The organism is Paenibacillus sp. FSL K6-2862 (genome assembly GCF_038005125.1).
Lineage (GTDB): Bacteria > Bacillota > Bacilli > Paenibacillales > Paenibacillaceae > Paenibacillus > Paenibacillus illinoisensis_A.
Window position 1 is genome coordinate 3,084,590 of sequence record NZ_JBBOSN010000001.1, and the last position, 13,526, is coordinate 3,098,115.

General features: G+C 45.9%; 10 protein-coding genes. 5 read left to right on the top strand and 5 right to left on the bottom strand.

All coding sequences use genetic code 11. The features are described 5' to 3' along the window. Positions 1-23: 23 nt before the first annotated feature. From MHB82_RS14095 to MHB82_RS14115, 5 genes are all read left to right on the top strand, one after another. Positions 24-950, top strand: coding sequence for an ABC transporter permease (locus MHB82_RS14095; protein ID WP_110822239.1), 927 nt, complete (start codon positions 24-26; stop codon positions 948-950). 12 nt (positions 951-962) lie between these two features. After that, entirely contained in the window at positions 963-1,859 is an 897-nt protein-coding gene (locus MHB82_RS14100; protein ID WP_110822238.1) for a carbohydrate ABC transporter permease, read from the top strand. Between the two features lie 67 nt (positions 1,860-1,926). Next, a complete protein-coding gene (locus tag MHB82_RS14105) occupies positions 1,927-3,579 on the top strand; it encodes an extracellular solute-binding protein (RefSeq protein ID WP_341174987.1) in 1,653 nt (550 codons plus the stop codon). Between the two features lie 172 nt (positions 3,580-3,751). Continuing rightward, positions 3,752-5,749, top strand: a complete 1,998-nt coding sequence (locus tag MHB82_RS14110) for a glutaminase family protein (RefSeq protein WP_341174988.1) — start codon at positions 3,752-3,754, stop codon at positions 5,747-5,749. A gap of 220 nt (positions 5,750-5,969) precedes the next feature. Beyond that, positions 5,970-8,135 (top strand): helix-turn-helix domain-containing protein, encoded by a 2,166-nt coding sequence (locus MHB82_RS14115; RefSeq protein ID WP_341174989.1) that lies wholly within the window; start codon positions 5,970-5,972, stop codon positions 8,133-8,135. A 99-nt stretch (positions 8,136-8,234) separates the two neighbouring features. On the opposite strand, the gene MHB82_RS14120 is transcribed toward MHB82_RS14115, so the two are convergent. From MHB82_RS14120 to MHB82_RS14140, 5 genes are all read right to left on the bottom strand, one after another. Next, the gene (locus tag MHB82_RS14120) at positions 8,235-9,746 is read right to left on the bottom strand and encodes an extracellular solute-binding protein (RefSeq protein ID WP_341174990.1); all 1,512 of its coding nucleotides are present in this window, start codon (positions 9,744-9,746) and stop codon (positions 8,235-8,237) included. 43 nt (positions 9,747-9,789) lie between these two features. Continuing rightward, positions 9,790-10,671, bottom strand: coding sequence for an ABC transporter permease subunit (locus tag MHB82_RS14125; protein WP_183520357.1), 882 nt, complete (start codon positions 10,669-10,671; stop codon positions 9,790-9,792). 19 nt (positions 10,672-10,690) lie between these two features. Then, entirely contained in the window at positions 10,691-11,614 is a 924-nt protein-coding gene (locus tag MHB82_RS14130; protein ID WP_110822672.1) for an ABC transporter permease, read from the bottom strand. Positions 11,615-11,960: 346 nt separating this feature from the next. Further along, a complete protein-coding gene (locus tag MHB82_RS14135) occupies positions 11,961-12,596 on the bottom strand; it encodes a LysE family translocator (protein ID WP_095358648.1) in 636 nt (211 codons plus the stop codon). Positions 12,597-12,708: 112 nt separating this feature from the next. Continuing rightward, a complete protein-coding gene (locus tag MHB82_RS14140) occupies positions 12,709-13,458 on the bottom strand; it encodes a YqcI/YcgG family protein (RefSeq protein WP_341174992.1) in 750 nt (249 codons plus the stop codon). Positions 13,459-13,526 lie beyond the last annotated feature (68 nt).

Below are 13,526 nucleotides of genomic sequence, written 5' to 3' on the forward strand. Positions count from 1 at the left end.
TTTGAGAAAGGAGAGGTGGGAATGTGATCAAGCCAAGAGCAACCAACAATCGATTGATGAAGCGAATCTGGCAGCATAAACTCTTTTATTTGTTCATGCTGCCAGGTATTATCTGGTTTTTTCTTTTCTCTTATGTCCCATTGTACGGAATCCAGGTTGCCTTCAGGGACTACAACTTTATGGGTGGATTTACCGGAAGCCCATGGGCGGGTTTCAAGTATTTCGAACAGTTCTTCAATTACTATCAATCCGGTGACATTATCCGCAATACGATCATCATCAGTCTTATGAAGCTGCTGATCGGTTTTCCGATGCCCATTATTCTTGCACTTCTGTTAAATGAAGTCCGCATGATCCGGTTTAAGAAGACAGTTCAGACGTTATCCTACTTGCCTTATTTCGTATCCTGGATCGTAGTGGTCACGCTGATGCAGAGGCTGTTGACCCCATATGGCGGACCAGTCAATGACTTCATGGGAACGATGGGGGCAGAATCAATCCAGTTTCTGAATAATCCAACCTGGTTCTATCAACTGATTGTTGGATCGGACATCTGGAAGAACATCGGCTGGAACTCCATTATCTTCATGGCTGCCATCGCAGGGATCGATCAGCAGCTCTATGAGGCTGCCAAGATTGATGGTGCTGGACGTTTCAGGCAGATGTGGCACGTGACACTTCCCGGCATTCGCAGTGTGGCGATCCTCTTGTTCATTCTTGCCGTAGGCAGCTTGATGAGTGCAGGATACGAACAGCTGCTTCTTCTGAATGGCCCTGCTACCGCGAGCATTGGGAGCGTACTGGACGTTCATGCCATCAACTCCGGGATTCGCGAAGGGCGCCTCAGTTATGCCGCAGCTGTTGGGTTATTCCAAAGCATTATAGGACTTATTCTGGTACTGACCGTCAATCGCATTGCCCGCAAAGTCAGTGATGTATCCCTGTTCTAAGGAGGTGACGATATGGAACGAAAATGGTCTGTATTCTCAGTGTTCAACTATACTTTTCTTGCGTTGGTCGGTTTCTCCATGATCTACCCGTTTATTTATATTTTGGCCTACTCATTAAATGAAGGTAAGGACTCGATGCAGGGGGCAATCTATTTTTTACCCCGAAAATTCACATTGGAGAACTATGCCGAGGTATTTGATAATGCACGCATCTGGAAGGCATACCAAATTACCCTCATGCGCACCGTGCTGGGTACGTTCCTGCATGTGATATTGTGTACCCTTATGGCTTATGCACTTTCCAAAAAAACATTGCCTGGCCGATCCTTTTTTACCTTTTACATCTTTTTGCCCACGATTTTCAGTGCGGGTTTCATTCCGTTCTTCATTACACTTCAAAAACTGCATCTGATTAATACCTTTTGGGTGTACGTTTTGCCTCTGTTATTCAATTTCATGCACATCATCATTATTCGAACGTTTCTGCAAGGTATACCGGAGGAATTGGAGGAGTCTGCCCGTATTGACGGCTATGGCGATTTCCAGATCTTTGTGAGAATTATCCTGCCTCTTTCCGGCCCGGTGCTCGCAACCATTTCGTTATTTATCGGAGTAGCTCATTGGAATGACTGGTTTTCTGGTGCCTACTACGTATCCAACAAAAATCTGATCCCGGTGCAGACCTTGCTGCAAGAAATGCTGACGGAAGCAGAAGCATTATCCAATTCCATGCAGAGGGCAGCACAGCAAGGTGGCCAGACGGTAGGTGGAGTCGGCGGGGCAGGAGCAACACCGGAATCCATGCGCATGGCCCTGCTTGTTATTACGGTTTTTCCAATCTTGTGCATCTATCCGTTTCTTCAACGCTATTTTGTCAAAGGAGTCATGATCGGCTCGGTTAAAGGTTAATCATATCGGTTCGATCGATCAGGCTTAACCTTGATTCATTGATATCCATATCCAGGAGGCGATTGGTGTGAATAGGATTTGGTCGAAAGGCATGTCCGTATTACTCGTATCCATTATGACTGGAAGTTTGCTGAGTGGTTGTATGAATTCATCAGGGAATGGAGAAGGCGATGGAGAGGGTGGCGGAAACACGCTGAAAATATTGCATAATTGGAATGGTTCGGGCGGATCGGATAATGGAATCACCCCTATAGAGGAAGTCATTAAGGAAAAGACCGGAGTGACCCTGGAATGGGAATATACCAAAGGCAGTGAGACCGAGAAAGTGAATCAGATCTTCGCCACACAGGATTTGCCTGATATATATACCGGACCGGCTTGGGGAGGGGAGCTTGATGGGATCATCAAAGCCGCCAAAGAAGGTCAGTTAGTCGACATATCCGATAAGTTGGACAATTATCCCAACCTCGCCAAGTCGATCGCGGAAGAAAACGTGCCGCCAGCATTATATGAAAAAGCGATCAATGCATATGACGGCAAAAAGTATCTGCTTTTGCAGAATCAGCCCGCTACAAACGAAGACGGTATTGATTGGCTCTACGGGTTCTATGTACGCAAAGACATTGCCGAAAAGGTAGGTGTGGACCCGCAGTCGGTAGTAACGAAAGAGGATTTTTATGCATTTCTCAAAAAAATAAAAGACGCCAACCTGCAGGAAAACGGGCAGCCCGTATTCCCACTGGGCGGATTCAGTAACGGTTGGGCAGTAGGTATCGGCAATACAATGTTCTATTCTGGAGCAAGTTACGTAGACAAAGGTGATGGTTCATTAGAGCACAGTTTCTTCACGCCAGGTTATGAAGAATACATGCTGTTCTATCGTAAACTGTTGGCAGAAGGCCTGCTCGATCCGGATGTATTTACCCAAACAGACCCCATCTCTAAAGAAAAGATTAATCAAGGCCGTATTGCCATCCTCGCCGCACATTATCCGGCCATCTTGGATGCTTCGAAGGAATATGTCACCTCTCATCCCGGAAGCGATTACATTCCGGTTGGTCCGTTAGAGCGTGCGGATGTTGATCCGAGTCGCCCCGTGGACCTTGGTATTCAGGGCAACAACGTAACGGTTATCACCAAAAGCTGCCAAGGTGCATGTGTGGATGCAGCACTTAAGTTTCTGGACTACATGGCTTCTGACGAAGGCTTTATGCTGGCCAGATATGGGGTGCAAGGCGTTCACTGGGATATGAAGGATGGCAAACCTGTAGCCAATCAGGAATGGTTTGAAAAATTCGCAGCTGATCAATCCGGTAAAGTTCGCAAGAGTGTAGGTATTGGCATTGGTCTGGAATCGCTAACCGGACTTGATCGCATCAACTCATATGCCGGAGGAGATATCTGGGCAGATCAGGACAGACTGGATGCCATGGATCATGCTCGTAAAATACTTCGTCCAAACGGTACTCAGGTTATTACCGCCTATAATCCGGGGGATGTCATCACCAAAGCACCTGAATGGGAAATGTTGAAGCCTTCCATGGACAGGATGGGAGATGCCTGGAAGGAAGCTGTTTTTGCGAAATCGGATGAAGATGCCTTGAGCATCATTAACGAATTGAGGGATCAGCTGAAGAATACCGGATACGATCAAGCGATGCAGTTTACCAATGAAAATCTGAAAGGAAAAGACGTGGTGACCGTCCAGATGCCGAACTGATTTTCCTAACACGTAAAGCCATCATGAGAGAATCCATGGGCTTTGTAATGCCTTGCCAGGAAGGCAAACAAAGCCCTTATGGATGAGTAGAGCAATGACCTTTAGAAGTTTAAAGTCGTATACATTTTAATATTCAGAATAAACAATAAATCATATGAAGGAGCTGTACGTCATGACAACAAGTTTCAGGCCGCCAGCGGTGCCGCTAGTAACGGTCGACCCGTATTTTAGCGTATGGTCAACAGCCGATCATCTCTATGAAGAACACACTCGGCACTGGACTAACAAAACTCAGGGCATGGTAGGCATGGCAGTGATCGATGGGAAAATCCGAAGATTTATGGGGAAAATGGATTCACTCGATCGTTCTGCAGATGTGGAGGGAAACGCCACACTTGTACAGACGAATCTGACAGTTGAACCTGTGACGACTCGTTACACGTTTGAAGGGGAAGGCATTGAGCTTCAGGTTGAGTTTATCACGCCGCTATTACTGGATGATCTTGAGGTCTTATCCAGACCCGTGACGTATGTTACATTCCTTGCTCGTGCGATCGATCGTCAGGAACACCAATTGAAGATTTATTTTGATGTAACAGGAGAATGGTGTGTGAATACACCAGAGCAGCAAGTGACCTGGTCTTCTTCTATAATCAACCAACAATTGCATGCATTGACTATGGGAACGGTTGAACAGCCCCTATTGAAGCTTGCTGGCGATGATACAAGAATAGACTGGGGATATATGTATCTGGCGGTTCCCCTGTCCCCCCGAAGCCAATCGGTTGTTCAATCAGTATCAAGTCGTGAGCAATATGCTCAAACAGCGGAGTTGAAAGTAGAAGAGGATGGCCATAAGCCAAGGGCAGTATCTGATCATATGCCTGTCATGGCAACGGAGATGGATATGGGTCTCGTCCATGAAGAAACGGTTTCCGGTTATCTGATGTTAGCGTATGATGACATTCACTCGATTGAATATTTTCAACAACCTTTGAACGCCTATTGGAGAAAAGATGGAATGAACTTTCATGACATGCTGATTATGGCAGCACAGCAGTATGAAGAGATTAGGAAGAGATGCGACACCTTTAATCGTGAACTCCTGCAGGAAAGTCAGGAGGCGGGCGGCGCTTCTTATCGAGACATTCTGGCGCTCACTTATCGTCAAGCCATTGCTGCGCATAAACTGGTTGTTGATGAAGCGGGCGAAGTCTTATTTTTCTCCAAGGAAAACTTCAGCAATGGCTGTATTGCCACGGTGGATGTAAGCTACCCATCGATTCCGCTGTTTCTGAAATATAATCCTGAATTGGTCAAAGGCATGATGCGTCCCATCTATAAATATGCCAAGAGCTGTGAGTGGTCGTTTGATTTTGCGCCCCATGATGTCGGGACTTACCCGAAAGCGAACGGGCAAGTATACGGGGAGAACAAGCTGGAGTACCAGATGCCGATCGAAGAATGTGGCAACATGCTTTTGATGGCGGCGGCGGTTAGCAAATATGAGATGCATGCTGAATTTGCTCGTGAGCATTGGGAACTTTTGACGAAATGGGCATCTTATCTGCTGCAGCATGGTCTGGATCCGGACAATCAGCTATGCACCGATGACTTCGCAGGTCATCTAGCACATAATGCCAATCTTTCCATCAAAGCGATATTGGGGATTGCTGCCTATGCTTATATGTGTGATCAGCTCGAGCTGCAGAAAGAAGGAACCATATACCGCGAAGCGGCTGCAAAGATGGCGAAAGAGTGGGTCTCCATGGCGGATGCCGATGATCACTATAAGCTGACGTTTGACAGCTCCAATGAATCATGGAGCATGAAGTACAATTTGGTGTGGGATCGTCTGTTAGGCTTCAATCTGTTTCCAAAAGAAATTGCTGTGAAAGAACTCAATTATTATGCACGTCAACAAAATCGATATGGAACGCCTCTGGATAGCCGGGATACGTATACCAAATCCGATTGGCTAGTATGGTGTGCCTCCATGAGCGAAACACAAGAGCAGTTTGAACAAATGATTTTGCCACTATGGCAATTCATGAATGAGACAACAAGTCGTGTGCCAGTAACCGACTGGTACGATACCCTAACCGGTAAACAGCTGAACTTTCAGAATCGATCCGTTGTTGGGGGATTTTTTATTCATCTGTTAAAATAATTCCTTTTTCACAGACATACGCTCTCTCAAGGTAAAGTTAAAAAGGATTGACGTATCCTCATCTGGGAACTAATGTAATAATGTAATGAACCGGAATCCACCAGGAGGCATTATGAAATTACGTTCCCTTTCTTTTTTATGGAAGCTATTGTTATTCTCTATTGTCATAGGAACTCTCCCGGTAATTGTTCTTGGTAGCTTTTCCTACTATAATTCCTCCTTGACCGTCCAGGAAAAGGTGAATGAAGGCAATAAACTTCTGCTGCAGCAAACGCAGATGGGTGTAGAGCAAATGCTGAGAACCGTAGATAACTCGGCGACGCAGTTCTTGCAATCTCCGATCGTTAGACAGGCATTCAGCAAGCCGATTACGAATGAGGATTTCGAAATGGTTCATGAGCTGTATAAAGGTATTGCTACGATTCAAACGTACGAGATGGGAATTAAGGAGATCTATTTGTACAGCCTGAACAAGGAATGGCTAGTCACAAGCACCGGTGTGAATGAATACAGCTCCCCTGAATTCAAGTCACAACTCGAGATGTTTTCTCGCGAGCAGGCTGGATCCTTCTGGAGCAGAGGGCAGGATAATCTGCCGGATTCGTCGGAGTCTGTCTATTTCGTCAAAAAATATCCCTTTAACGCTGCGAATCCCAAAGGCCTGATCAGTGTAGCGCTGTCTCCTGATGTGATAAGGAGAACGTTATCCGTTCAAAACGGCAAAATAGCAAACGCTTTCATATTGGATCGTGATTATAAGCTTATTCATCGAAGTGATGGAGGTGCGTCACCAGGAAGCAATATGTCGGGGGAGTCCTATCTTCAACAGCTTCAAGAAACCGAATCTGCCACCGGGCAGTACATATCCAAGCATGAGGGAGAGACGGTAACCGTCACCTATCGTAAATCTTCCTACAATGGCTGGGTGTATGTCTCGGTGGCCTCTAACGAACAAGTGAACGAACAGAATCAGATTATTGGCTGGATTACCTTACTCGTTTGCTTTTTGATATTGTTCATTACTCTGATTCTGGCCTGGTTCGGTTCGAAGAGAATGTACAGCCCGATTCGATCCATCTATTCAACCCTTGCAGCTGTATACTCCCCGCAGGCAGGGAGGGAGAGAGCTGCGGGAGAGCTGCAAGTGATCGGAGAGCGGGTAAACGATCTGATTCATAACCACTCTGTTGTCATGAACGAGCTCCAGGGCCAACAATCTCAGTTGAAAGAGTTTTTCATGCATAAATTATTGAAGGGTGAGATTGCTCATACTGATTTTGAAGAGAAATTGGGACTGTATGGCGTTAAGCAAACATGGTCGTCCATGAGTCTGATTGCGATCCAGATGGATACCCTTATAGGTACCCGCTATGAGGAGAGGAATCGGGACTTATTATTGTTTGCAATCAGTAATATGGTGGGTGAACTGATACCAAGTGATAGCAGGTTGGTACCCGTAGTGGCCACTGATTACCAAGTTACCCTGATCGGCTCATCCAACGAGGGTGCAGAGCTTAAGGAAGAGTTGTTCATGTTGTGTGTGGAGGTCCAGAAGGCGATTGCCCAATATCTGGGGATCCGGGTTAGTATCGGAATTAGTCGTCCATTTCACGTTTTTGACCAGGCAAAGAATGCGCTGCATGAAGCCATGACATCACTGAAGTTTAGTGTAGGACTTGGGCAAGAATCCATTCTGTTTATAGAGGACGTGCAGCCGCAGAAAAATGATCCAGGCAGGTTTCCACATAACCGGGAACTGGCGCTGTTTGATGCCATACGAGCAGGAGATCTGGCCCAATCCGAGATCGAATTGGAACATTTTATGGAGGAACTGTTTCCGGCCCAAACACCATTTCAGCACTATCAGTTGTCACTTTTGAGGCTGCTGGTGAATTTTCTCAAATTCGGTCATGAGCTTTCTATTCCAATGGAAGGCATTGAGGGAGATGAATCCTCTTTAATTGATACATTATTTAAGCTGCGAAACGTTACGGAGATGAAGTCCTGGTTTTGGACATTATTTGTTGTGCCCTACGCCAAGGAGCTGGAGCATCGCCGAGAATCGCAGTTTAAGCATATATCGGAAGCCATCGTCGACATGATTCATCGGGAGTTCGATTCGGAATTAACCTTGGAAAGTTGCTCGGCTCGAATCAATTATCACCCCCATTATGTGAGCCGGGTATTTCGACAGGAGACGGGGGTAAACTTCGGGGAGTACCTGACAATGTACCGAATGGATATGGCCAAGAAGTGGCTAAAGGAGACGGATATGAAAATTGCTGAAATTGCAGAACGCCTGCAGTACAATAATTCGGCCAATTTTATTCGCTCCTTCCGGAAAATTGCAGGAACGACTCCCGGAAAGTACAGGGAAGAACATTAACTTGCTGCCATACTTGTCTGAGACAAAAAAAACCCCAGGTCACGAGATAAAATCATCGTTCTGGGGGCTATTTATGAATTGATGAGATTATATCCGATACTACTTATTCACAGATTTGGCGTAATCTGCATTAATCTCTTCAATAATCTTGCTTCCGCCACCTTGCAGCCACTTATCTACCGCCTGATTCCAATCCTCTTCGCTAGCAGTACCCATAATGTACTTGACTGTGGCATCCTGTATGATTTTATTGAGTTCATTGCCGAGCTCAATGGCGGTATTAGAGATATAAGGAGAGGCAGGATTTTGAATGGCAAAAGTGGCGTTGTCTTTGAACAATTCTGTGCTGAGCTTCTCCAATTCAGTACCGAAGTTCTCCACCTGATCCTGCAATATCATAAACTGGTTGCTATCCGTCATTTCTGACCGCAACTTGGGATCCGGGTTTTGCTTGTATTCTCCATTTTCAACGGTGTACTGCTTACCTTCAACGCCATATTTCAAAAGGTTTTGCATGTCCTTCTCCGATACCTTATCGAAGTAAGCAAGAATTTGCTTCAATTCCTCTTCCGTTTTGACACTTGTTTTCGGAATCATGTACATTCCCAAATAACCTGTGCCTGCTCGAGTAGCATCTCCGTTCGGGCCAGAGATCCGGTTAATCAGATTGATTTTGGCATCGGGGGTGACCTTCTTGATATTCTCTTCAATGTTCTTTCCATCCACCATGTTGTCAATCCACAATCCTGCCTTACCTTTATACATCACCGATCGACCGTCCTGAACGAGCGCAAAATCCTGATTGATAAGGTTCTCGTCATATAGTTTCTTGTAAAACTTCATGGTATCCATGTATGCAGGGGTCATGTGAGCCGGGGTTAACTGCCCGTCTTTTAGTTCCCATTCATTTGGGCCTCCCAGATAGACCAAGATGTCTTTGAATCCGGCGATATTATTTCCCTGCATGCCTACCGCGAGACCAACGGTATCCTGTCTGCCGTTTTGATCCGGATCTTTTGTGGCAAACGCTTTCAAAACATCATAAAGTTCATCCACATTCTTAGGAGCTTCCAGACCCAGATTGTTCAGCCAGTCCTGTCGAATCATCAGACCGAATCGGGCAATATCCCTTTCGCGATACAGGCCATAGATTTTGTTGTCTATGGATGAGTTGCTTAACACAACATCAGACATCTTGCTCAGATTTGGATAACTTTCGAGATACGGTCCCAATTCCCAGAACATGCCTGAACGGGCAGCATTAATGATAAAAGAAGCTTTTGGCTCCAAAGCAACGAACGTTTTGGGCAGCTCGCCGGAGGCAACGGTAGCACTTAATTTATCTGTGTAGGATGAGGAGGGGACCCAGGACACGGTTAGATCCGTGTTCGTTTTCTCCTCAAGCTGAGCCAAAATGGAGCTGTTCGCATTCATCTGTTCCGCGCTGTATGTTGGCAGCATCATGGTCAAAGAGAGAGTGCCTTGGGCACCGCCCGTACCTGTCCCCTGAGCCTCGTTGGAATTGTTACTGGCACATGCTGTAATCATTAAGCTTAATGAAGCGATAAGAGCTCCAGTGCTAATCAACGACTTCCGATATGATTTCTTCATATTCAAATCCCCCTAATCGTTATTTTCATGATTTAAGTTACGATCAGCCTTTTACAGAACCAAGTAATACGCCTTTGGCGAAATGTTTTTGCAAAAATGGATACACGAGCAGGATCGGTAGAGTGGATACAACAATGACAGCCATCTTAATGGATTGCTCCGGTGGGGAAACATAGTCTGATTCCATGGCAGTGGAGTCCCCGATTCCGCCAGAAGCCAAAATAACGAACTGCCGTAATAGCACTTGAATAGGCCATTTGGTGTTATCGTTAATATAGAGCACAGCACTAAAGTAAGTATTCCAATGCCCTACGGCGTAAAACAGGGAGAAGGTAGCGATTGCCGGCATGGAAAGAGGCAGCACGATGCGAAAAAATACGCTTAAATCATTGCATCCATCAATCTTGGCTGACTCTTCCAAGCTCTCGGGAAGCTGCTGAAAGAAATTGCGGATAATGATCAAATTAAAAGCGCTAATGGCTCCAGGTATAAGCAGGGACCAGTACGTATTGATCATACCTAACTGTTTGACCACGAGAAACGTTGGAATCATGCCGCCACTGAATAACATCGTAAAAACGATCAGCATGAGAATAGGTTTGCGGAAGTCCATGTCCCTTCGCGCCAATGGATAGGCCATTAAACAGGTTAAAAATATGTTGATCAGCGTGCCGAACACGGTAATGTAGATGGTAACAAGCAAGCTTTTGACAAGAGTGGGGGTTGAGAAGATGTACTTGTATGCATCCAGTGTAAACTCTGTTGGAAATAAAATGAACCCACGTAATAATAATTCCTTCTGAGTGGCGAAAGAGCCGGCAATAACATAAACGAAGGGGAGTACCGTGAGCAGAGCAAATACAGTCAACAGCGTTATGTTTAGTACATCGAAAACTCGACTTCCCACGCTAGGTTTGATAGGCATTTCATGATGAGCTCCTTCCTTAGTAAATTCCTTCTTCACCAAACCTCTTGGCCAGATAATTGGCTACAACTACGAGCACCAAACCGATTAAAGACTTGAACAAACCAACTGCGGTACTGAAGCTGTATTGCCCTTGGCTGATCCCCACGGAGTATACGTAAGTATCAAACACTTCACCGACTTCACGGTTCATGGCGTTGAGCATCAGGAAGATCTGTTCGAAGCCGGTATCCAGGAAGTTCCCCAGACGAAGAATCAACAGAATGATAATGGTGCTGCGAATGGCAGGCAGGGTAATATGCCAGAGCTGGCGAAGCCTGTTCGCTCCATCCATTCGCGCAGCTTCATACAACTGCGGATCGACCCCTGACAGCGCGGCAAGGAAAATGATCGTTCCCCAGCCGGTTTCTTTCCAGATCACCTCAGCAGTTACGATGGTTCGAAACCACTCATTGCTCGCCAGGAAATTAATCTTATCCCAGCCAAAGTACACCAGAAGGTCATTGACGATACCGCCTTCTGTAGTTAAGAAAATGTAAGCAATCCCCACGACAACTACCCATGACATAAAATGCGGGATATACACCAGTGTCTGAATTGTTCGCTTAAAAAAGTGGTGGCGAAGTTCATTTAACATAAGTGCAATAACAATGGGTAAAGGGAAGAAAAACAAAATGTTGAGCATGGCAAGCATGAGCGTATTCTGGAAAAGAACAATAAAGTTAGGATCGTTAAATAAGCGTTCAAAATGTTTGAGCCCTACAAAGGGACTATCCCAGAAGCCAAGGAATGGCTGGTAATCCTTGAAGGCGATGAGTATTCCATACATGGGCCAGTACTTAAATAAAAGAAAGTACAGCAGGCCGGGCAGAAGCATGAAGTATAGCCATCGATTTCTTACCATTCTGCCTAACAGCGTTGGTGCTCTGGAGGCGGGGAACATGAGTGAGGTAGCTTTTGTATTTCTTTGCATCTGACATCATTCCTTTCCTCAAGAGTCTCATATGGGGATGCAACCTTAGCTGTATCATAGTGGCGGACTGAAATTACCGTCGATAGTCCCTGATTGTGGAGATGGTCCTTAGAGTGCGGAATAGCGCGATATTACAGCGTGTAGTCATCCGTTGCGCTGGTGTTCATTACTTGCTTTTTGCCGTGTAAACAGCGATATAGCGCCATCAGGAGCACATGTTCATGAAGACACAACAAAAAAGGAACCCTAAAAACGGGCTCCTTATGTATCTCGTCATTCTTTAAGATTTGGAGGGTTGTCCAACCAGCTAAGGTAATCACTGAATATACGTCCAGAGAGAAAGTACGAATTCATACAAAAAATAAAACGAAAACCCGAGCAGAAGTATGCCTGCTGCAATGGAAACCCAATGGATCATTCGCCGGCTCATCACTTTTCGTGTGATAGAAACCAGAGAGACCAGGCCAAGGTCGTGGATCAGAATACCGCACAGCACACCACAGGCCGCAATAGCAAAGCTTTCCTTCCCAGCTGAACGATAGGAATCAGACAGCACGGCTCCGAATACGGAAACCCAAAAGATCAGATTACCCGGGGAGATGGCTACAAGCAGGCCGTTACGGTACGTTTTCCAAAACGATTTCTTCACCTTCTCGTCGGCTGGTGTGATATCCTGGTCTGCATTTCGAATTGAATCATAGCCGAGATAAGCAAGAAAACCGGCACCAACAAGCCAGAGAGGTATCTGGACATAAGGTAGGGAGAGGATGGAGGCGAATCCAAAATACATGGCAAGGATCAATGCTGTATCCAGGGTCATTCCGCCCAAACCAACAGCCCAGCCGTGAATGAAGCCATTCTTCAAGCCCTGTTTGGTCATCTCTACGGTGATTGCTCCGACTGGCATGGCGATAGCTAGTCCAATCAGAACATATTTGATATACAGTTCCATGTCCATAGTCATTTCCCTTTCCTGAATCCAGTTAATGAGACGCTCCTCCTAATATCTGCAGAGTACAGCTTATTCGAAGGAGGCCTCATTTAGGACAAGAAAGGGTAAACTACTATTCCTGAATCTTCTCCGCTTGAAGAGCACGAAGAAAAGGACAACGAGAAGGGGAGGTGTCATCATCTCTAAGAAAGTACTGCTTATATTCGAGATTCCCCTGCGATCCATACTGTTTTAATTCAGGATGAGCAGGGACAGCATCGTATTCGGCAAGTCGTTCACGAATCTTGGGCCCGATGGCAGCAGCTTTCTTGGGGTGAGCATTCCACTGGTCAAGTACCCAGCGAGGTGTCAGTGCGAGTATAAAATATGGGAAACTTCGGCTCTGCCTATTGGTGTGAGCAGGGGTCCCGCAATAGACGAAATAACGCTCATCGTCATAACAGAATTCCCATAAGGGATTCTCCGGGTTCTCCGGTATATCATCCGGCCATGGCTTTACATCCAAATCACTGACCTGGCTTAACAGTCCCCAAAAAAACGCTTCATACTCCAAAACCGTTCTTGCTGTATCCCTTAATTCAAGAAACACAATCAATGAAGAATATTCACCAAAAGAACGCGAGGTCCGGCCGTATTCCGAAATGATCTTCGCGAGTTTACGATCGGCGGTCTGGTGATCTGAGCCAGAAACAAAACCATACCGGAGATGCCCCATGGCGAATGCCTGCGTCGCCGGAATACAAGGGAAACGTGCTTCCCGATCACTCATTTTGGAGGCAAACAAGCGGTAGGCATCCTTTTTCCATTCTTCCAGAGGAGCATCGTTGTTCTCCAGTTCAGAATGTTGATACAAAAGCGACATGAACAGTCCTCCTTTTACCTATAGGATATCGTCCAGAGGCAAAATGGTGACTGTCCCACATCACTTCG